The organism is Chryseobacterium paridis (genome assembly GCF_016595215.1).
GTDB lineage: Bacteria > Bacteroidota > Bacteroidia > Flavobacteriales > Weeksellaceae > Chryseobacterium > Chryseobacterium paridis.
The window spans coordinates 168,799-189,556 of the sequence record NZ_JAENHK010000005.1 but is presented as its reverse complement, the minus strand read 5'-3'; the positions used below and the strand labels follow the sequence as shown (position 1 = coordinate 189,556).

17 protein-coding genes are annotated in these 20,758 nt (G+C 34.6%); 14 read left to right on the top strand and 3 right to left on the bottom strand.

The annotated features are described in order from the left end of the window. The first annotated feature begins 4 nt into the window (after positions 1-4). From glmS to JHL15_RS05885, 7 genes are all read left to right on the top strand, one after another. A complete protein-coding gene (gene glmS / locus JHL15_RS05915) occupies positions 5-1,858 on the top strand; it encodes a glutamine--fructose-6-phosphate transaminase (isomerizing) (protein ID WP_200244170.1) in 1,854 nt (617 codons plus the stop codon). A 107-nt stretch (positions 1,859-1,965) separates the two neighbouring features. After that, positions 1,966-3,384: a T9SS ring complex lipoprotein PorK/GldK gene (gene porK, locus JHL15_RS05910; RefSeq protein WP_200244164.1), complete on the top strand. Its 1,419-nt coding sequence runs from the start codon at positions 1,966-1,968 to the stop codon at positions 3,382-3,384. Positions 3,385-3,445: 61 nt separating this feature from the next. Next, on the top strand, positions 3,446-4,141 hold the full coding sequence (gene porL / locus JHL15_RS05905) for a type IX secretion system motor protein PorL/GldL (protein ID WP_200244160.1): 696 nt from the start codon (positions 3,446-3,448) through the stop codon (positions 4,139-4,141). Between the two features lie 49 nt (positions 4,142-4,190). After that, a complete protein-coding gene (gene porM / locus JHL15_RS05900; RefSeq protein ID WP_200244158.1) occupies positions 4,191-5,783 on the top strand; it encodes a type IX secretion system motor protein PorM/GldM in 1,593 nt (530 codons plus the stop codon). A gap of 23 nt (positions 5,784-5,806) precedes the next feature. Then, positions 5,807-6,745, top strand: coding sequence for a type IX secretion system ring subunit PorN/GldN (gene porN, locus JHL15_RS05895; protein ID WP_200244156.1), 939 nt, complete (start codon positions 5,807-5,809; stop codon positions 6,743-6,745). Positions 6,746-6,799: 54 nt separating this feature from the next. Further along, on the top strand, positions 6,800-7,834 hold the full coding sequence (locus JHL15_RS05890; RefSeq protein ID WP_200244154.1) for an NAD(P)/FAD-dependent oxidoreductase: 1,035 nt from the start codon (positions 6,800-6,802) through the stop codon (positions 7,832-7,834). 49 nt (positions 7,835-7,883) lie between these two features. Further along, positions 7,884-8,138, top strand: coding sequence for a SemiSWEET transporter (locus JHL15_RS05885; protein WP_200244153.1), 255 nt, complete (start codon positions 7,884-7,886; stop codon positions 8,136-8,138). Between the two features lie 68 nt (positions 8,139-8,206). Here the strand turns inward: JHL15_RS05885 and JHL15_RS05880 are convergent, their stop codons facing one another. Continuing rightward, positions 8,207-8,641 (bottom strand): META domain-containing protein, encoded by a 435-nt coding sequence (locus JHL15_RS05880; protein ID WP_200244150.1) that lies wholly within the window; start codon positions 8,639-8,641, stop codon positions 8,207-8,209. Between the two features lie 44 nt (positions 8,642-8,685). Then, complete coding sequence (locus JHL15_RS05875; protein WP_200244149.1) at positions 8,686-9,078, bottom strand: hypothetical protein; 393 nt, start codon at positions 9,076-9,078, stop codon at positions 8,686-8,688. Between the two features lie 375 nt (positions 9,079-9,453). Between JHL15_RS05875 and JHL15_RS05870 the strand changes: the two genes are divergently transcribed. From JHL15_RS05870 to JHL15_RS05855, 4 genes are all read left to right on the top strand, one after another. Beyond that, the gene (locus JHL15_RS05870; protein WP_200244148.1) at positions 9,454-9,843 is read left to right on the top strand and encodes a hypothetical protein; all 390 of its coding nucleotides are present in this window, start codon (positions 9,454-9,456) and stop codon (positions 9,841-9,843) included. 144 nt (positions 9,844-9,987) lie between these two features. Beyond that, positions 9,988-11,070, top strand: a complete 1,083-nt coding sequence (locus JHL15_RS05865) for an efflux RND transporter periplasmic adaptor subunit (protein WP_200244147.1) — start codon at positions 9,988-9,990, stop codon at positions 11,068-11,070. A 23-nt stretch (positions 11,071-11,093) separates the two neighbouring features. Further along, on the top strand, positions 11,094-14,285 hold the full coding sequence (locus JHL15_RS05860) for an efflux RND transporter permease subunit (protein ID WP_200244145.1): 3,192 nt from the start codon (positions 11,094-11,096) through the stop codon (positions 14,283-14,285). Further along, positions 14,257-15,714 carry a TolC family protein gene (locus JHL15_RS05855; RefSeq protein WP_200244143.1) on the top strand — a complete coding sequence of 486 codons (1,458 nt, stop codon included), beginning with the start codon at positions 14,257-14,259 and terminating at the stop codon, positions 15,712-15,714. The genes JHL15_RS05860 and JHL15_RS05855 overlap by 29 nt, the downstream gene beginning before the upstream one ends. Before the next feature lie 226 nt (positions 15,715-15,940). Here JHL15_RS05855 and JHL15_RS05850 read toward each other — a convergent pair whose 3' ends face one another. Continuing rightward, positions 15,941-16,168 (bottom strand): hypothetical protein, encoded by a 228-nt coding sequence (locus JHL15_RS05850; RefSeq protein ID WP_200244141.1) that lies wholly within the window; start codon positions 16,166-16,168, stop codon positions 15,941-15,943. Positions 16,169-16,541: 373 nt separating this feature from the next. On the opposite strand from JHL15_RS05850, the gene JHL15_RS05845 reads away from it, so the two are divergent. From JHL15_RS05845 to JHL15_RS05835, 3 genes are all read left to right on the top strand, one after another. Continuing rightward, entirely contained in the window at positions 16,542-18,182 is a 1,641-nt protein-coding gene (locus JHL15_RS05845) for a helix-turn-helix domain-containing protein (protein ID WP_200244139.1), read from the top strand. 106 nt (positions 18,183-18,288) lie between these two features. Further along, complete coding sequence (locus JHL15_RS05840) at positions 18,289-19,821, top strand: M20/M25/M40 family metallo-hydrolase (protein WP_200244137.1); 1,533 nt, start codon at positions 18,289-18,291, stop codon at positions 19,819-19,821. Positions 19,822-19,987: 166 nt separating this feature from the next. Then, the gene (locus tag JHL15_RS05835; protein ID WP_200244135.1) at positions 19,988-20,680 is read left to right on the top strand and encodes a hypothetical protein; all 693 of its coding nucleotides are present in this window, start codon (positions 19,988-19,990) and stop codon (positions 20,678-20,680) included. The last annotated feature ends 78 nt before the right edge of the window (positions 20,681-20,758 follow it).

Genomic DNA, 20,758 nt, shown 5'->3' with positions numbered 1-20,758 from the left:
AATTATGTGCGGAATAGTTGGATATACAGGCTTTCAAGATGCTTATGAAATCGTAATTAATGGTCTTAGAAGACTAGAATACAGAGGGTATGACAGTGCTGGAATTGTTTTGGAGAATAGAAACAATTCATTTGAAGTTGAAAAAACAAAGGGGAAGGTTGATGATCTAGTGAATATTTCCAATCAACTAAAAGGTACTGCACAAATGGGAATGGGACATACGCGTTGGGCTACTCATGGAGTTCCAAGCGATAGAAATTCACACCCACATTTATCTAATAACAACAAAATTGCAATTATCCATAATGGAATCATTGAAAATTATGATACCATTAAAAAGATGCTTACTGAAAAAGGGTTTACTTTCAAGTCTGAAACAGATACTGAGGTATTGGTAAATCTTATTCAGTATTTTATGGATATTAATGCTGATATTGATTTTCCAACAGCTGTAAGATATGCTCTTAATGAAGTATACGGTGCGTACGCTATTACAGTAATGCATGAGGATTATCCTGGAGTTTTAGTAGTTGGAAGATTAGGTTCTCCTTTAGCTATCGGGATAGGTGAAAAAGAATATTTTATTGCTTCTGATGCTTCTCCATTTGTAGAATTTACAAAAGAAGCAATATATCTGGAAGAAGGACATATGGCTACTATTTCTTTAGAAGGAGGAGTAGACATCAGAACAATCAATGAAAATTCTAAAATAGAGCCAGAAATTCAAAAACTGAAATTAAGCTTAGAGCAAATTGAAAAGGGTGGTTATGAACACTTCATGCTTAAAGAGATTTTTGAACAGCCAAAGTCTATTCATGATACAATGAGAGGTAGATTGCTTGTAGATGAGGGGGTGATTAAAATGGCAGGAATCTGGGATCATGTTGAGAAATTCAAAAATGCAAACAGAATCATTATAATTGCTTGTGGTACTTCATGGCATGCCGGTCTTATTGGAGAATATCTGATAGAAGAATATGCAAGAATTCCTGTTGAAGTAGAATATGCATCAGAGTTCAGATATAGAAATCCTATTATTACGGATAAAGATGTTGTAATTGCAATCTCTCAATCTGGAGAAACTGCTGATACGATGGCTGCATTAAAATTGGCAAAGGAAAAAGGAGCATTTATCTATGGTATCTGTAATGTAGTAGATTCATCTATTGCGAGAATTACAGATGCTGGTTCATATACTCATGCCGGACCAGAAATTGGGGTGGCATCTACAAAAGCTTTTACAGCTCAGCTTACCATTTTAACTTTAATTGCATTTAAGTTAGGTAAACACAACGGTAACCTTGGGAATGCTGACTTTATGAGTCTTATTGCTGAATTAGATGCAATTCCTAAAAAAATTGAAGATGTTCTAAGCTCTACCCATGAATTGGTTCAGAATATTGCTAAGGATTTCGTCGGAGTTCAAAACTTCTTATATTTAGGAAGAGGATACAATTATCCTGCTGCATTAGAGGGAGCTTTAAAATTAAAAGAAATATCATATATTCATGCAGAAGGATATCCTGCTGCTGAGATGAAACACGGACCAATTGCTTTAATTGATGAGAATATGCCAATCGTTATTATTGCGCCTAAAAAAGGGCACTATGATAAGATTGTAAGTAATGTTCAGGAAATAAAAGCTAGAAAAGGAAAAGTGATTGCTGTCGTTAATAGAGGAGACCAACAAGTAAGCGAAATGGCGGACTATGTTATTGAGATTCCTGAGACTTCAGAATGCTTCTCACCTATCGTTGCTTCCGTACCTTTACAACTCTTAGCTTACTACATTGCAGTATACAGAGGAGCCAATGTAGATCAGCCAAGAAACCTAGCTAAGTCGGTAACTGTAGAATAAAAATACTAGGAAATAAAATAAATTTAGATTTCTCGCGTTATTCTAAAAAAAATCTTAAAAGTTTCTTAAAAAAATTATATATTTACGGCTTAATTATAAAAATTAACATGAAAAGGATATTTCTATTATTATTGTCTGCGTCGGTAGCGTCGGTATCTTGTTCAGGTGGTGGTAGCTCTTCTGTAGGGAAGCCAGGAACAAAAGGAGAGTTGATACCAAGAGAAAAAACTAAATCATTTGTTGCTGAAAGACCATATGGTATGGTTGCAATTCCTGCAGGATCATTTATCGCAGGTTTAGCTGATCAGGATATTACTCATACTCCTGAAAAATCAACACTGAAAACAGTAACTGTTTCTTCATTCTTTATGGACGAAGCAGAAACTACTAATGCAGAATACAGAGTATTCATTAATTATGTAAGAGATTCTATTGCTAGAACTCTACTTGCTGAAGCTGCCGGAGAAGGTGGAGATGGCGGAGGTAGAGGAGCAAGCATAGGTGATTATGCATACCTTGCTAAAAAAGAAGAAAACTTAACTCCATATCAAGAGTATCTTGAAGGACAAGGAGGGAGAGATGATGGGAGTTATGACGCAAGTAAAAGATTAGACTGGAAAATCCCATTACATTGGAATACGACAAAATATCCTGATGTAGAATATGCGGAAGTTTTAGAATCATTGTATTTGCCGGCTTCTTCAAGAATAGGTAATGAAAGAATCCTTGATGTTAGTAAATTAAAATATAATTATCAGTGGGGTGACATGGATGCAGCTATTGCTGACAACGAAAGAGGTGCAAATTACCTTAAAAGTAAGAGCATCGCTATCTATCCTGATACCACTGTTTGGGTGAAAGACTTTCACTTTGCATATAATGAGCCTTTATTCGAACAATATTTCTGGCATAAAGCTTATAAAGATTATCCAGTTGTTGGGGTGACTTGGGATCAGGCAAGAGCGTATTGTAGTTTCAGATCTAAATTGAAAACGGATTACAACGAAAGCTTGAAAAGAAAAAAACAAAGACCATTACAATTCCGTTTACCTACAGAAATCGAATGGGAATATGCAGCAAGAGGCGGTATGCAAAATGCGACATATCCTTGGGGAGGTCCATATTTAATGGATGACAGAGGTTGCTACTTAGCAAACTTTAAACCTAAACGAGGTAATTACATGGAAGACGATAAAAAAGGTACTTATACATATACAGCTCCAGTAAAGAAATTTAAGAAAAATGGATTTGGGTTATTTGATATGGCTGGAAACGTTTCTGAATGGACAGCATCTTCTTATAACAATTCTTCATACGGATTTTCTTCAACTTTAAACCCTTCTACTAAAGATAAATCAGATTCTAAAAAATCTGTGAGAGGTGGATCTTGGAAAGATATAGGCGCTATGCTTATGACTGGTGCAAGAGATTGGGAAAGAAAAGATTCTGCAAGAAGTTATATCGGATTCAGAACAGTACAGGACATTCCTGAAGCTGCTGTTAAGCCAAGAAGAATTAACAGATAATCAGATTATAAAACTATTTTTCAATACAATTTATTTTTAATCATTAAAAAAACTAACTTATATGTTTAAGACTAAAGATGCTTGGATGAATTTCTTTTATTCATTCGGTGCTGCAATTGTAATCCTTGGAGCTTGGCTTAAGATTACTCACATTAACATAGGACCAATCAGTGGTAACGTTGCTCTTACTGTAGGACTTATTACTGAAGCTATTATTTTCATTATTTTCGCTTTCGACCCTCCAAAATCTGAAGAGTCTTATGCATGGGAAAATGTATATCCAGAATTATTGGATAAGCATGCAAACCCGAACCCTTTACATTCTAATGTATCTTCCAGAAATAATGCTGCAGCTCAGTTTGCAGAATTAGAAAACTCTCTTTCTTCTAAACTGGATAAGATGTTACAAGATGCTAAATTAGACGTCCAATTATTTGACAGATTAAGAACAGGAATTGATAAGTTTTCAAGTTCTGTTGATCAAATCAATCAGACTGTAGATGTTTCTGCTTCTACTCACAAATATAACGATCAGTTAAATATTGCTGCTCAGCATATGGAAAGTATGAATGCTTTATATACAATGCAAATCGAGAACGGTAAAAGACAATCAGAGTTTGCTAATAAATATGTTGCAGATATGCAAAAGTCTGCTGAACATTCAGAAAAATTCAATCAAGAGTTACAAGGTTTAACATCTAACTTAAATAATTTAAACAGAGTTTATGGTGGTATGTTAACTGCTATGAAGTCTTAATTTCCTAACCATTTTTAAATTAAATTTTTAATCCAAACAAAGAAAAAGAATGGCACAAGGAAAACAGACTCCACGTCAGAAGATGATCAACCTTATGTATTTGGTGTTCATCGCTATGATGGCCCTAAATATTGATGCGGAAATCATCAGATCTTATTATGACTCTACAATATCATTAAGAGAAACTAGAAAGCTTACTGAAGCAAAAAATGAAGATATCTTTGAGAAGACTTTAGAAGCGAAAGCTCAGCAGGTACCTGATACTTATGCACAGCCTTGGGAACAGTATAAAGTTTTAAAACAGAAGATTAATGAATTGGTTTCTCATGCTGAAGGTATCAAAGACAAATTAAAAAAAGAATCTGAATTTGTAGAAAAGGATGCAAAAACAGGAAAACTTACAGATGTTAGTGAAAACTTCTCTGCACTGAATAATAATGAAGCTACAACACATTATTTCTTTAAAGATGGGGACGAAAACTCTCCTTCAAAAGGAGCTGGTGATTTAAAGAAGAAGATTGATGATGTTAGAGACTACATTAACGCTACTTTTGCTAATAATCCTCAGTTACAGGCTTTAGTGGAAAGAGCAAATAAATCTTTAATAGCTGAATACGCTAAAGGGCAATCTCCTAATGATAAAACCTGGTTGCAGAATAAATTTTATCATCAACCTTTGATTGCTGCAATTTCTAATATAGAGATTATCCAAAATGATGCAAGAAATGTACAGTCAGATGCATTGGCATTATTGTTAAGAGAGAAAGTAGATGCTAGTATTAAATTCAGCAGCTACGAGCCAATCGTTTCTGGACCAGTTGATATTCAGGCTGGAAAACAAGCGGAGGTTAAAGTAATGCTTGGAACTTATTCTACAAGTAATAAGATTAATATTACTGGAGTTAGCAAGCTTGAAAATGGAAAAGGTATTATTCCGATTTCAGGATCAGGTATTGGAGAACATAAATTAAATGGTACTATTACATTAACAGATGCGTCTGGTAAACCTCAAAGTTTCCCTTGGACACATACATATAATGTAATTGCGGGACCTAGAGAAGTAAAACTTGAAAAAGGATTATTACTTTCTGCGGATAAGATGAACGTAATGTATAGAGGATTGGAGAATCCTGTATCCGGATCAATCTTAGGTGCTGATAATTCTAAATTGTCATTATCCGCTCCTGGTGCTGTTGTAAAAGGAAATGGTCCTGGAAAATGGACAGTTACTCCTTCTACTGGTACTACTGTTAAAATGACATTATCTGGAACAGATCCTTATGGTAAAACGGTTTCTCAGGTATTTGAATACAGAATTAAGAACGTTCCTCCTCCACAAGGTCAAATGAGAGGTCAGACGGTACTAAACATCCCTGCTACTTCGATTCCAAATCAAATGGTACAGGCTGCATTACCTGACTTTGATTTCCCGGTTTCATTCACTGTTAATCAGTTTATGGTTAAAGTACCTGGAAAAGCAGCATTACTAATCAAAGGTAATAGCCTTGATGAAGCTGCAGGACTGGTTAGAAACCTAAGAACGGGTGATGTAGTATATGTTTTTGATATTAAAGCGACAGCTACAGGATTAGGAAATCAGACATTGAAAAATATTTCTCCTGTTGTAATCAATGTTCAGTAATTTTAATAAGTTAAAATAATATTATGAAAAAATATATAAGCACTTTTTTAGTATTAGTTTCGGGATTTGCTTTTTCCCAAACTATTCTGAATGCTTCTTCTCCGGAGGAATTCAGACAAATGAGAGCTGAAAATAAACAAAAAGTTGGTGATACGATTGTTGATAAAACTGTAAAACCTTTGGAATATGGTTTTGTGGAAGACAAGGATATCCTGAAGAGTATGTTTGTTTGGGAGATCATTGATATGAATGATAAGATTAATCAGCCATTGTATTATGATAATCCGGACGGTCTACTTGCTACACAAACAAGATCTTTATATCAGCTATTATTGGATGCTGCCACTTCAGGTAAAATCCAGGAAGTATACGATGATGAGAACTTCGTAACTAAGCTTAGCCCGGAAGGAATTCAAAAGAGATTAGAAAGTGTTAGAGTTTCTGATGCTGCTATTGATATCTTGAATACTGGTAGAACCTTAACTGATCAGGAGAAAAAAGAATATACAGATATCTTTAAGACAACAACTGATAAAGTTAAAGTACTTAAAATTATGGGTATGTGGTTTATCGATAAGAGAGACGGGCAAATGAAATACAGACCTTTGGGTATTGCTGCTATGGGACCTGACCCTGCCGTACAGGGAAGAACAGGACCAGATGGACAACCTTTAGCTGGTGCTAACGAGCTTATTGATCTTTTCTGGATTTACTATCCAAGTGCTAGAGATATATTGGCTAATAACTATGTTTATAATAGAAAAAATTCTTCTGCGGATTTATCTTTTGATGATATCATTAACGCAAGACGTTTCTCTTCTATAATTTACAAGTCATCAAACGGTCTGGGAGATGGTACTATTAAAGACTATATTCCAAGAAATGCTGATGAGCAGATAGAAGAAAGCGACAGAATTAAGGCGCAGATTCTAGATATGGAAAATGATATGTGGAATTATTAGATTTCACTTGATATTTATACAAAACCTGAGTACTTTTACTCAGGTTTTTTTATTATGAAAAATGTAGATTATATTATTGTAGGAGATGGATATGCCGCTCTTTTTTTTGCACATCAGTTAATACAAAATGATAAATCATTTGTTATTTTTTCAGAAGGCAGGAAAAGTGCTTCTCAGGTTTCTGCTGGAATTATTAACCCGGTGGTGCTGAAGAAATTTACAACATTCTGGCTAGCTCAGGAGCAGATAGATATTCTTAAAAAGAGTCTTGATGAAATTCAATCATATACGGGTAAGAATTATTTAATCGATACTCCTATTCATCGTGTTTTCCATGATGAGAACGAACAGAAGCTTTGGCTGAAAAAATCAGATAATGAAGATTTATCTGCTTTTTTAGATAAAGAATTTCAACATTTAGATGGGATTAATAATCCTTTTAATACAGGGAAAGTAAACCAATCCGCAAGATTAAATGTAAGTGATTTCTTCAACGATTTTTTTGATTATTTCAAAAGGAACGAACAACTTATAAGCGAAAGATTTGACTACAGCCAATTGAATATATCTGAATCTGCTTATAAGGATGTTTCCTTTAAGCATATCATTTTTTGTGAGGGTATGGGAGTGAAAGATAACCCCTATTTTTCGGATATTGCTGTAATCCCTAATAAAGGGCATCATATAAGAGTTAAGCTTTCAGAAGCAATACAAAGTAATGTTACCATAAAGAAAAAACATTTTTTATTTCCTGTAAATAATGGACTTTATTTTTATGGTGGGACCTATGACAGGGAGCAACTTCATCATCACATTGATGATTCTGCTGTTGAACAACTTATTAAGGGTTTGTCTGAAGTATATCCTCACGACTTCGAGGTAAGTGAAATCAATTTTGGATTCAGGCCGACTGTTAGAGATAGGAGACCCATTGTAGGCCATCATTCTTCACATAAGAACCTATATGTGATTAATGGGCTTGGTGCAAGAGGAATTTTGAATGGATGTTATTTTTCTAAAAGTTTATACCAGTTTATTGAGGAAGGTACTCCTTTACCTGATGAAGTATCTATTTCAAGATTTAAGTAAAAACAATATATTTAAATATTCTAGAATTAGCTGATTAGAAATAAATAAGATGAATGAAAATATTCTGGGGATTATAGCAGGTACACTTACATCCATTGCAATGCTTCCCCAACTTATAAAGGTTCTTAAAGAAAAAAATGTCGACGATATTTCTTGGATCATTTTATTGGTACTTATTTCCGGGCTTTCTTTATGGATATATTATGGTATTCTAAAAGATGAACTTCCAATTATTCTCTCCAATGCCTTCGCTGTACTCATGAATATTTCACTTTTGGTTTGTTATATAATTTATAGGAAATAATATTTTTTCCTTAAAATAAAAGGACTTCTAATTCATAGAAGTCCTTTTATTTTAGATTTGTTTATATTCTATTTCTGTAAAATAAATTTTGCCAAAGGTGCCATTCTCGCCTTGTTAAGCGTCAGTGTATTACCATTTACAGAATAGTTATCGGCTGAGAGTAGAGCCTTTGTGAACAGCTGTTCCGTTTCAAGATCATCACAAGCCATCATGGTAGACATTCCCTGATTGAACTTTATGCGCATGATATCTTGCTTAATTTCAAAAGAACCTCCCACACCATTGCATCCTCCCTTTCCACTATATCTCATATCAGCTTTATTTAAAGAGAAATAAGGATTGTTCTTTGGGTCCTTAAGCTTTAGAGGCTGACCATTGATTTCGATTAGCTTCCAGGTCTTCCCTGTAATATCAACATTGTTTTGTTGTGCATTTTTTGTTGTACAGCAAAATAAAAATGTAAATACGGAAAGCATCAACAAATAGATGTGTAATTTTTTCATGGTTATTATTTTATAATGAATACCTGATTAAGGTTTAAACATAGCTAATAAGAGGCCATTTTACTAGATCCAGATTCCTTTTTGTCTTGTTTATGATGGAACAATACCATATCAACATTTCTTTTCAGGAAGGTAATATTTCCTCTGATATTTGAATATTGATATTCAGAATTCGATGCGGTGTAGTTGGGGAGATCTTTGTTTTTTTTGAGCTCATATGATTTTCCATTCAGATGAACAACAGCCGTATTATCCGTGTTGTTGATAGCTACTTCTATTTTGTCTCCAAAACTGTCTGTAAAAACATCTTTGGTAATTTCATCGGTTTCTACAGATTGATTCGCAACGATTTCAGGCTCGTCTTTAGCTGAACTTTTACACGCTGCTACTGAAACGACAGCGAGAACAAGAATGATTGATTGTACTATTTTCTTCATAATTATTTGTGTTTAGGTATACCATAGGGTAGGTGTTTATGAACTGTAAAATTACAATTTTTTTATGGAGTATTTGTTAATTTTTAATAAATTAATTAAATATTCATATAGAAAGGTGATGAAATGCCTTTGTTTCAAAATGTATATTTTTTATTTTTTAACTTATTTTTTATTAATTATGAATTATTTTCACGAGATGTTTTTGGGGACCTATTTTTTTAAAAAACTATAAAAAGCTCTCTAAATCTCAGGTATTTTAATGTTGTATTTTACAAAAATTGAAATTAATCACCATTTAATATATTTAAAGGTGAGTTAAATTTTGTTAATCTGTATAATAATATTCAAATCTAAGCTTACCTTTGCCACTTCAAAATGAGAAACTATATTGTGTACTTTTTGACGAGCCTATTTCTGCTTTTTATAGTAGAAAGCAAGATCAATGTCAAAACATTGCATAGTCATCTTCCTGATCACGTTTCTCATAATCTACCCAAAAAAGCAAACCGCTTAAACCAGACTTACGACAAATTATCTATTCAGCAAATGTTGGATAATGTGGATAATACTTCTTTAGAACTTACTGAAGATGATTTTCAGTTATCTGATACTTTACAAAGTGCTGTTCTTTTTGTAGGCGTTTTCAGTTTGGTGTACTTCTTTGGTTTATTTAATTATAAACGGCTAAAGCCTACTATACAAGGCTTTGTTTCTAACTATTCCTCCGTTAAAAAATTCATTCTAATACGTTCTATTAGAATATAAGATTATTTTTTCGATCTATTTTTCTGCTCTTTAAATAGAGTGGGATATCTGTGCGTTGTGTTTGTTGGTGGTCTGCATAACGTGTAATCTTAACTACCATTTCTATTCTATTAAACATTAACGATTTATAATAATTTCAAAATTATGAAAAGAGCTGCCTCGGGCATAGCGCTAAGCGTCCTCTTGTTGTTTGTTGGTTGTAACAACAAAAAAGAAGAAAAAGAAGAAGTAACAACATATCCTATTACGTCTCCGGTAAAGATGGATACAGTGATCAATAAAGAATATGTTACTCAGATTCAGTCTGTGAAGAATATTGAGATCCGTGCACAGGAGAAAGGATTTCTGGAGAAAATATATGTTGACGAAGGTCAATTCGTTCATGCCGGGCAAACCTTATTCCGCATTATGCCTCAGTTGTATCAAGCTGAGTTGATGAAATCTAAGGCAGAAGTAGAGCAGGCTAATATCGAACTGAGAAATGCAAGTACATTAGCCAATAACAATATTGTTTCCAAGAATGAAAGGGCTATGGCAAAGGCAAAATTAGATGCTGCCAATGCCGAAATGAAATTAGCTCAGATTCATTTATCATTTACCGACATAAAAGCACCTTTCTCAGGGATTATTAATAGAATTCCATTAAAATTAGGAAGTTTGGTGGATGAAGGTGATCTATTAACAAGTCTATCTGATAATACAAATGTTTATACTTATTTTAATGTTTCAGAACCTGAATACTTAAACTACCAGACGCATGCTGCTGATAGAGGAAGTAAAGAAGTGACTTTGATTATGGCGAATGGAGATGCTCTTCCTCAAAAAGGAGAAATCCAGACCATAGAAGGAGAATTTGATAATGAAACAGGAAATATTGCATTCCGTGCTAAATTTCCAAACCCGGATAAACTATTGAGAAATGGTGAAACCGGAAAGGTGAGAATGACTTTACCACTCAGAAATGCTTTAATTATACCTCAAAAAGCCACTTACGAAATTCAGGATCAGAAATATGTATTTGTTGTTGATAAAAATGGTGTTTTAAAATCAAGAAATATAAAAGTTGCTTACGAATTACCTGATCTGTATGTACTGACTTCCGGACTTTCACAAGGGGATAAGTTCCTGTTAGAAGGGGTTCAGAAAGTGAAGGATGATCAAAAAGTAAAAGTGAAATTCCAGGATCCTAATAAAGTGATTCAATCATTGAAATTAAAAGCAGAGTAGTGTACTCTTAAAATGAAGTTTGTATGTTTAAGAAATTCATTCGCAGACCTGTTCTGTCTATTGTAATCTCATTGATTATAGTATTTATGGGAATTCTGTCATTGGTAAAATTGCCGATTACACAGTTCCCTTCAATCTCTCCTCCTAAAGTAAATATTACCGCAGAATATCCGGGGGCCAATAACGAGCTATTGATTAAATCTGTGGTTATTCCTTTGGAAAGAGGATTGAATGGTGTTCCAGGCATGAAGTACATGACTTCTGATGCCGGAAACGATGGAGAAGCATCTATTCAGGTCGTATTTGACTTAGGCACCGATCCGAATGTTGCTGCGGTAAACGTTCAAAACCGTGTTTCTTCCGTAGTTAACAAGCTGCCTCCATTGGTTGTCCGTGAAGGGGTGAAGATTACAAGGGAAGAGCCTAACATGTTGATGTATATCAACTTATACAGTGATGATCCTAAAGCTGACCAGAAATTCCTGTTCAACTATGCGGATATCAACGTGATGTCTGAGCTAAGAAGGGTAAGTGGAGTAGGCTTTGCCGATATCCTTGGAACCCGTGAATATGCGATGCGTGTATGGTTGAAGCCAGATAGGTTAACGGCTTACAATATTTCAGCAGATGAAGTAATGGAAGCTTTAAATCAGCAGAGTTTGGAAGCTTCTCCTGGAAAAACAGGGGAAAGTTCCGGAAAGCGTTCGCAATCATTTGAGTATATCTTAAAATATCCAGGTCGTTTCAGCAGTGAAAAAGATTATGGAAATATTATTCTTAAAGCTAAATCAGCGGGAGAGTTTGTAAGGTTAAAAGATGTTGCTGATATTGAATTTGGTAGTTCGATGTATGATATATATTCGACATTGAATGGAAAACCTTCTGCAGCGATCACAGTAAAACAATCTTACGGTTCGAATGCAAGTGACGTTATTAAGAATGTAAAAACCTTAATGGCTGATCTGCAAAAGACTTCCTTTCCAAAAGGAATGCACTATGATATCAGTTATGATGTTTCCAGATTCCTTGATGCTTCTATTGAAAAAGTTGTTCATACTTTATTTGAAGCGTTTATTTTGGTGGCAATCGTAGTATTTCTTTTCTTAGGAGATTGGCGATCAACATTAATTCCGGCATTAGCGGTTCCTGTGTCGTTAGTAGGAACATTTGCTGTCATGTCGGCATTTGGGATCACCTTGAATATGATCTCGCTTTTTGCCCTCGTTATGGCGATTGGGGTGGTTGTGGATGATGCAATTGTAGTTATTGAAGCCGTTCACGCTAAAATGGAAGAGAAGAATCTCTCACCATTAAAAGCGACAGAAGAAGCAATGCACGAAATCAGTGGAGCGATTATCGCAATTACATTAGTAATGGCGTCTGTTTTCATTCCAATTGCATTTATGTCCGGACCGGTAGGTGTATTCTACCGTCAATTCTCTATTACGATGGCTTCGGCTATTATTCTTTCAGGGGTTGTTGCTTTGACGCTTACTCCTGCATTATGTGCTTTAATTTTAAAGAATAATCACGGGAAAGCTAAAAAGAGAACTCCGATTACCATATTCCTTGATAAATTCAATGCAATGTTTACGAAAGGAGCTGGAAAATATGAGAAGATGCTTAATAAGACAGTCACTAAAAAGCTGTTTACTCTTCCGTTATTATTGCTTTTCTGCTTAGGTACATTCTTTTTAAGTAATTCTCTTCCTTCCGGATTTATCCCAAGTGAAGATCAGGGGATGATCTATGCGATTATTCAGACTCCTCCGGGATCTACTTTGGAAAGAACCAATCAGATTGCAAAAGAGCTTTTGAGGGAATCAGAAGATATTGATGGAGTGCAATCCGTTTCTTCCCTGGCCGGGTATGAAATTTTGACAGAAGGTACAGGATCAAACTCCGGAACCTGTCTGATCAACTTGAAAAGTTGGGAAGAGCGTAAAGAGTCTGCTGCCGAAATAATTGAAAAGCTTGAAGAAAAAGCTAAAAATATTCCAGGTGCTAATATAGAATTCTTCCAGCCGCCATCTATTCCTGGTTACGGAGCTGCCGGTGGTTTTGAACTTCGTTTATTAGATAAAGCAGGAAGCGGGGATTATCATAAAATGGAGCAGGTAAGTAATGACTTTGTAAGGGAATTGAAAAAACGACCTGAATTGGGATCTGCATTTACATTCTATTCTGCAAGTTTCCCTCAGTATATGTTGAAAGTCGATAATGACCTTGCTGAACAAAAAGGAGTAACGATTGCCAATGCAATGGATAACCTTTCCACTTTAATCGGATCGAATTATGAAACCAGTTTTATCCGCTTTGACAGACCTTATAAAGTAATTGTTCAGGCAGGACCACAATACCGTGCTCTACCAAACGATCTATTGAAATTGTATGTTAAAAATGATAAAGAGCAGATGGTTCCCTATTCTGATTTCATGAGACTGGAAAAAGTATATGGTTTGTCTGAAATTACCAGACACAATATGTATAACTCTTCAGAGGTGAGTGGAACTCCTGCACCAGGATACAGTAGTGGTCAGGCAATTAAAGCCATTCAGGAAGTTGCCGATAAAACACTTCCGAGAGGATTTGGTATTGACTGGGCAGGTATTTCTAAAGACGAGGTGAGCCGTGGAAATGAAGCTGTGTTTATTTTCCTTGTGTGTTTAGGATTCGTTTATCTGATTCTTTCTGCACAGTATGAAAGTTTTATACTTCCATTACCGGTAATTCTTTCTCTCCCTACAGGTATTTTTGGAGCATTCTTATGCTTAAAGCTCTTAGGGTTAGAAAATAACATCTATGCTCAGGTGGCAATGGTAATGCTTATCGGACTTTTAGGTAAAAATGCTGTGTTAATTGTTGAGTTTGCCGTACAGAAAAAGGCAGAAGAAGGAATTCCTGTAATGAAAGCTGCTATCGAAGGAGCTACCATTCGTTTCCGACCGATTTTGATGACATCGTTTGCATTTATTGCCGGGCTTATCCCATTGGTAATGGCAACAGGTCCCGGAGCAGTAGGAAACAGAACTATCGGAACAGCAGCGGCCGGAGGAATGCTTATAGGAACTATTTTCGGATTAATGATCATTCCTGGATTGTATTTCATCTTTGGAACGATTGCTGAAAAATCAAGACTGGCAAGATATGAAGAAGAGAATCCTTTAACAGAACAAACTGAACCTTATGAACATGATGGAAAATTTGAAGACTAAATCAATCCTTACAGCCATAGCAGTATCACTTGTTTTAGCAAGTTGTAAAGCTCCTATGGCGACAGTTATAAAAGACGAGGTAAAAGAAAATGTACCTCAAAATTTTGGAGAAAACAATCAACAGGATGCTAATGCCAATAGTGGTACAACTCCCTGGAGACAGTTTTTTACGGATCCAAATCTTGTAAGCTTAATCGAAACTGCTCTGAAAAATAATCAGGAGCTATTGATTACTCTCCAGGAAATTGAGATTGCCAAAAGCGGAGTTCTTTACAAAAAAGGGAAATTAAGCCCTACAGTACAAGCACAACTTGGAGCAGGTGTTAAAAAATCCGGTCGTTATACGAGCGAAGGAGCCGGAGATGCCACCACAGAAATTGAACCGGGAAGAGAAATGCCAGATCCGCTAGGAAATTTTGAAGGAGGTCTTATGGCTAACTGGGAGATTGATATCTGGAAAAAGTTACGAACTGAAAAAGAGTCGGCGGTAGCTCATTATCTTTCTACGGTAGAAGGAAAGAACTTTGTTCTTTCCAATCTGATTGAGGAAGTGGCTGATAATTACTATGAATTACTGTCTCTTGACAATCAGCTGGATATTATTCAGCAGTATATTAAACTGCAGGAAAAAGCATTAGAGATCTCTAAAATACAGAAACAGGCGGCAGCGGCTACGGAATTGGCGGTAAAGAAATTTGAAGCAGAATTGGCTAAATCCAAAGCTACAGAATATACCATCCGTCAGCAGATTACTGAAAAAGAAAATGGAATTAATGCACTTTTAGGGAGATTTCCACAACCCATTGTAAGAACCAAAGAAAGCTTTATGTCAACGATTCCACAAACAGTGTATACGGGTATCCCTTCACAGTTGTTGGCTAACCGTCCAGATATAAAACAGGCTGAACTGGAACTGAAATCTGCAAAATTGGATGTAGAGGCGGCAAGAAAAGAGTTCTATCCTTCTTTGGAAATTTCTGCAACCTTAGGGTTGGAAGCTTTTAAGCCTTCATATTTGGTTAAAATGCCGGAATCTATCGCTTATAATCTGGTAGGTGAGGTAGCAGGACCTTTAATCAATAAAACGGCAATTAAGGCTAATTTTCAGACTGCCGATGCAAAACAGATCCAGGCATTGTATGAATATGATAAAACTATTTTAAATGCCTATCTGGATGTTGCTAATTTAATGTCGAAAGTTAAAAACATAGATCAATATTATAAGCTGAAATCTGAAGAAACACATGCTTTGGATCAATCTATTGATATTGCTAATCAATTATTCAGAAACTCAAGAGCAGATTATCTTGAAGTTCTTTTAAATCAAAGAGATGCTTTAGATGCCAAAATGGAATTGGTAGAAGCAAAAGAAAAACAGCTGAGTACAGTTGTTGATATTTATAAGAGCTTAGGCGGAGGCTGGAAGTGATTATAAATCCTTAATGTTTTTTTAATAGAAAGGAGGTTGTCGTAAGGCAGCCTCTTTTTTATTGGAAAACCTTTGAGTAGGAATGAGCTTTTAATCATTCTGTTTATGAAAAGGAGCCCAGTAATTAAACTGAGCTCTCTGCAACTTACCTGCACACTGCAACTAAATTATATATAAACATGGTTATTAGTTAGTAATAGTATTAATCATATACTTTATTAGAGTACTATTGATTTTTCCAGTGAGTTCCATTTTTTACTGGTGGATCAGCTTCTATCAGCTCCTCGCCTTTGGCCGTCTTTGATTGTCCACTTTTTGCTATTTTGCTTTCACTCATACTGGTTTTTGTATTTTGAAAGTCATTTTCATCATCCTGCCTGCAGGCTCCTAAAGTCATCAATATTGCAACTGCAATACATAGAGGAAACGTTTTTAATGAGATAATCTTTTCCATAAAATTTCAGAGTTAAAAGGTTATCCCGGCCAGGTTTGTCATTCAGAATTCTAAGTCCGAAATTATAGGCATAAATCGATATAAAAAAGAACTTGTTGTCTCTATTCGGCAATTAAGACGTCCTAATTCATAAATAAGGACAATGTTAAATATTTGATATTCAGTGTTTTAATAATGTGTTTTGTGTTTAGGAAATTCTATGTATTAAATCATTATTGTTGAATAGCATTTAAATGATTTTATGTATTTTTGGTTACTAAATAGGCCATATTAATCATTCATTGTGATAAAAAAAATTCTTTTTCTAATTTCTTTGATAGTTTTTAAGCTTTTCTTTTCTCAGGAAGGTTTCAGTGATTATTATAAATTACGGTTGAAATACGAAAATTTTGATGAAAATAATATACAGGCCTTTCCTTACATTCAACCTTATATTAATAAGGCCAAAAAAGAGAAGAATTACGAAAAACTGGTTCAGGGATATAAGGATGGGGTATTTTATTCATCCTCCAATGAAAGAAAGCTCGTTTATGCAGATAGTGCTATATGGGCTGCTCAACTGTCTGAAAATAAAGATCTCATAAGTACCGCTTATATTGAAAAAGGAGTAGTTTACTATTATCACTATAAAAAATTCCAGGCAGCACTTAATGAATATCTTCTGGCTTATGAATATTCTAAAGACACCAAAAATGAATTTTTAAAATATCAGAACCTCTATCATATTGGTGTCGTAAAAAGTTATTTGGGATATTATGAGGAAGCTTCAAAATTATTTGAAGAATGTATAGCCTATTATCATCCAAAAACGAAATCAGGATTACATCCCAATGAAATTTACAATAATAAGAAAGGCTATCTAAATAGTCTCCATCAGCTTATTATATGTTATCGTAACCTGAAAAAATCAGATAAAGAAGATTTAGCAATAAAAACGGGGCTTAGTGAAGTGGGTAATGATGATGATTATGTACAGGAAAAAGGATATTTTTTGCTTTCTAAAGGGATTTCAGAGTATGATGAAAAAAAGTATCTGTTGGCTTCAGATCATTTAAAACAATCTCTTCCTCCTTTAAAGAAGAGTGGCGATTTTGCGAGACTTTCTGTCAATTTTTTTTATATAGGTAAAAGCTATGCCGGACTAAAAAAGAATGAAGAATCTATTTCATATTTTAGAAAAGTTGATTCCATTTTTCAAAAGCATCAATTTATCCTTCCTGAACTTCGGGAAAATTATGAGATATTAATCAAGCATTATAAAAAAGAAGGTAATCAGGGACAGCAATTGTATTTTACCAGCCAGCTTTTAAAGGCAGATAGCATTATTTCAAAAGATTTTATTTACCTATCAAGTAAAATTCATAAAGAATTTGATACAAGAACTCTACTGGAAGAAAAAAGTAAATTGGAGAAAGCGAATTCCTGGGGGAATATTATTATTGGGAGTTTAATTTTGGTGGCGATTATTCTTTTAATCCTTTTAATTGTTCGGTATAGAAGAGAAAAAAATATTCAGCAAAAATACATTTTACTGGAAGAGAAATTTAGTTTGCAGCAAAATGCACTGTCAGAAGAGTCTTTTATTAATATGGATATTGAAGAAAAAAAGATAGGATTAGATGAAAATAAAGTAGAGGAACTCCTGACGAAGTTGAAGATATTTGAAGATAAAAAAGAATATACCCAAAAAGGGCTTACTATAAATAAACTTGCCGGACAGCTGGGTACCAATTCTAATTATCTATCACAGGTTATTAATGATTGTAAAGGCGTAAATTTTAACAAGTACCTAAGTGAGCTTAGAATCAATTATATAACCACCCTTTTGTTTGAAAATAAAGAATATCTTAAATATAGAATTGAAACCCTTGCAAAAGAATGTGGTATCGCTTCGAGGCAAAATTTCTCAGATTTATTTTATGAGATTAATGGCATTCGCCCTACCGATTTTATCAGGAAGAGGAGACAGGAGCTTGATAATAAAAATAATTTTTCGGCATTTAATCCCGCATAGATAATTGCTTTTTCAAATTTCACTTTTGAAAAATATTATCCTTTTGGTTTTTTTATCGGGATATCTTTTTTATATTTAGAGAAAGCCATCACAAAACCAAACGACCATGAAAAAATTCCTTTTAGCCATTGCAGCCATTATAATTATTGTAGTAGCAATACTGTTAATCAAAACATTTACCTACCCATTCAAAAAACATAATGAAAGTATAGTTCCTGAAACAAAATGGGTTAAAAACGATTCTGCTATCCAAAGATTTTCGGGTGGAATTAAAATTCCAACAGTGTCTGCAGGTGATCTGGATGTTTTTGATTATGCTCCATTCGGGCAATTTAAAGAGTATCTGAAAAAATCATATCCCTTAGTTTATCAAAATACGGAGAACTACGAAGTCAATACCTATGGCTTAGTTTTTAAACTAAAAGGAAGCAATCCGAAACTTGAACCTATTCTTTTTTTATCACACATGGATGTAGTGCCTCCCGGTGATGCTGATATCAAAAATAAGGACCAAAATGTTTTCAGACCCAATGATAAAGCTTTGCCTGCTGTAACTAAAGTAGCCGAAGATTGGGACTTTGCCCCTTTTTCAGGAGCAGTTGCGAATGGAAGAATTTATGGGAGAGGAGCAATCGATATGAAAGGGATGCTGTTTTCTTTAATGGAATCTCTTACGAATATGATTAAAAGCAAAACCGTTCCCCAACGGGACATTTATTTAGCTTTTGGGTTTGATGAAGAAGTGGGAGGAAGAAAAGGTGCTAAACAAATTGCAGAACACTTTAAAGAAAAAGGCTTGAAGTTCGATGCAGTATACGACGAAGGTGGACTAATATTACAGAAAGGGGGTATTAAAGGAATTGATGCGGATGTAGCTGTAATAGGCTGTGCTGAAAAAGGGTTTCTTTCAGCAAAAATAAAAGTAAAAGGTTTGGGAGGGCATTCTTCTATGCCACCTATTGAAAGTGCCATTGGTAAAGCGGCGATTATTATGCAAAGATTGGAAAAAGATCAAATGAAGCCAATGATTACTCCTCTTATAAATGATTTTTTTAATAATATTGGAGGAACGATGCCTTTTGCAAACAGACTGGCTATTTCGAATCAATGGCTTTTAAAATCAGTATTGCTTTCCCAATTGGCTAAAAATAATTCTACAAATGCAATGATTCGTTCCACAACAGCTCTTACTATGATGAAAGGTAGTGACGGAACTAATGTACTGTCTCCGGAAGTTGAATTTGTCGTTAATTTCAGGCTTCTGTCTGGGAATTCTGTAAAAGATATACGAGATCATATTGCTAAAGCTACCAAAGGTTTTGATGTCGAAGTAGAAGAGATTGATAATACCAGAGAGGCTTCTGCTGTATCTCCAACCAATGTAAAAGCATTTCAACTGATTCAACAAGGAATTAAGGAGGTTTATCCAAATGCTGTTACCACTCCTTATCTTACAGTAGCAGGAACAGATGCTTATAAATATCAGGTCGTGAGTAAGAATATCTACCGTTTCATGCCCATCAAGATTACAGATGCGGAGAAACAAAGTATTCACAGTACCAATGAATACATCAGCATAGAAAACTACATGAAAATGATTCATTATTTTGAATTTATTATGAAGAATTATGATAGGTAGCAGGTGGCAGGTAGTAGATGTTAGGTGGTAGGGATTAGGTAATATTTATGTCATCCTCTTCTTAATCTTTCAATCTTTTAATTTTTTAATCTTTTAATAATTAAATATTACACGTCGAGTTTTGACGCATTACTGAAATAGCTTTGTCACATCAAAATATAAAGCTATGGAAATGCCATTCTATTTAAGTTATAAAGAGTTTGAAAGCCATTATTACGACAACCTTGAAAAATGGTTTGAAGAATACCACAATACCACCGAAACAGATTTTCTAAAAAGTCTGGTGGATATATATCGTCCGTACTTGTATTATAATTTTGCGAATGATAGAATTCAGGCTGATGCGTCTATTCAAATCAAAGATTGTTTCTTTCCGTACTATGAGAAAATAGGCTTGTCCTTTTGTACCAACTGTGAAAATGGGAAAGAAAAGAAAAATAATATGAATCATGTTTTTGAATGGAAAACCATTACGATGATGGAATATGCTCAGCATATCCTGGATAAAGTGAATCGTCATTTTTCAAAAAGCGGCATTTTTCCAAAAAATGAAAACGTTCATGATTATATCAATAATTTAGAAATTATAACATTCCGAGAAGGAGCTGGTTATTGTGTCAATTATAACCTGCATCAGCGAACTATTTCCTTTTTAAAAGCTTATTTACCTTGTTACGGGCAAACTGTGAATATAGCGACTTACCGTGATTTTATATTCTCTGTTGCCCAAATTGCCAATTTCATCGATCAGAAACTGAAGGCTGTCCAGGCTGTAGAAGCGACAATTTACAGCAGGCTAAAATCAGATGCGAGATTTAAGGTACAAATGAGTCATCAGTTTCTTACCATGTGCAATTAACATACAAACGACACCAAAACATTCATTATAACTCAATTATGGTCTGATTCATATGTTTATATTTTTCAGACAAGCAAA

Bases quoted from the DNA above. Each gene is read 5' to 3' on its own strand.
- JHL15_RS05870 (WP_200244148.1), top strand. From the start codon at position 9,454: ATGAGAAACTATATTGTGTACTTTTTGACGAGCCTATTTCTGCTTTTT.
- glmS (WP_200244170.1), top strand. From the start codon at position 5: ATGTGCGGAATAGTTGGATATACAGGCTTTCAAGATGCTTATGAAATC.
- porL (WP_200244160.1), top strand. From the start codon at position 3,446: ATGTTTAAGACTAAAGATGCTTGGATGAATTTCTTTTATTCATTCGGT.
- JHL15_RS05860 (WP_200244145.1), top strand. From the start codon at position 11,094: ATGTTTAAGAAATTCATTCGCAGACCTGTTCTGTCTATTGTAATCTCA.
- JHL15_RS05840 (WP_200244137.1), top strand. From the start codon at position 18,289: ATGAAAAAATTCCTTTTAGCCATTGCAGCCATTATAATTATTGTAGTA.
- JHL15_RS05880 (WP_200244150.1), bottom strand. From the start codon at position 8,641: ATGAAAAAATTACACATCTATTTGTTGATGCTTTCCGTATTTACATTT.
- JHL15_RS05865 (WP_200244147.1), top strand. From the start codon at position 9,988: ATGAAAAGAGCTGCCTCGGGCATAGCGCTAAGCGTCCTCTTGTTGTTT.
- JHL15_RS05850 (WP_200244141.1), bottom strand. From the start codon at position 16,168: ATGGAAAAGATTATCTCATTAAAAACGTTTCCTCTATGTATTGCAGTT.
- JHL15_RS05890 (WP_200244154.1), top strand. From the start codon at position 6,800: ATGAAAAATGTAGATTATATTATTGTAGGAGATGGATATGCCGCTCTT.
- JHL15_RS05885 (WP_200244153.1), top strand. From the start codon at position 7,884: ATGAATGAAAATATTCTGGGGATTATAGCAGGTACACTTACATCCATT.
- porM (WP_200244158.1), top strand. From the start codon at position 4,191: ATGGCACAAGGAAAACAGACTCCACGTCAGAAGATGATCAACCTTATG.
- porK (WP_200244164.1), top strand. From the start codon at position 1,966: ATGAAAAGGATATTTCTATTATTATTGTCTGCGTCGGTAGCGTCGGTA.
- JHL15_RS05875 (WP_200244149.1), bottom strand. From the start codon at position 9,078: ATGAAGAAAATAGTACAATCAATCATTCTTGTTCTCGCTGTCGTTTCA.
- JHL15_RS05855 (WP_200244143.1), top strand. From the start codon at position 14,257: ATGAACATGATGGAAAATTTGAAGACTAAATCAATCCTTACAGCCATA.
- JHL15_RS05835 (WP_200244135.1), top strand. From the start codon at position 19,988: ATGGAAATGCCATTCTATTTAAGTTATAAAGAGTTTGAAAGCCATTAT.
- porN (WP_200244156.1), top strand. From the start codon at position 5,807: ATGAAAAAATATATAAGCACTTTTTTAGTATTAGTTTCGGGATTTGCT.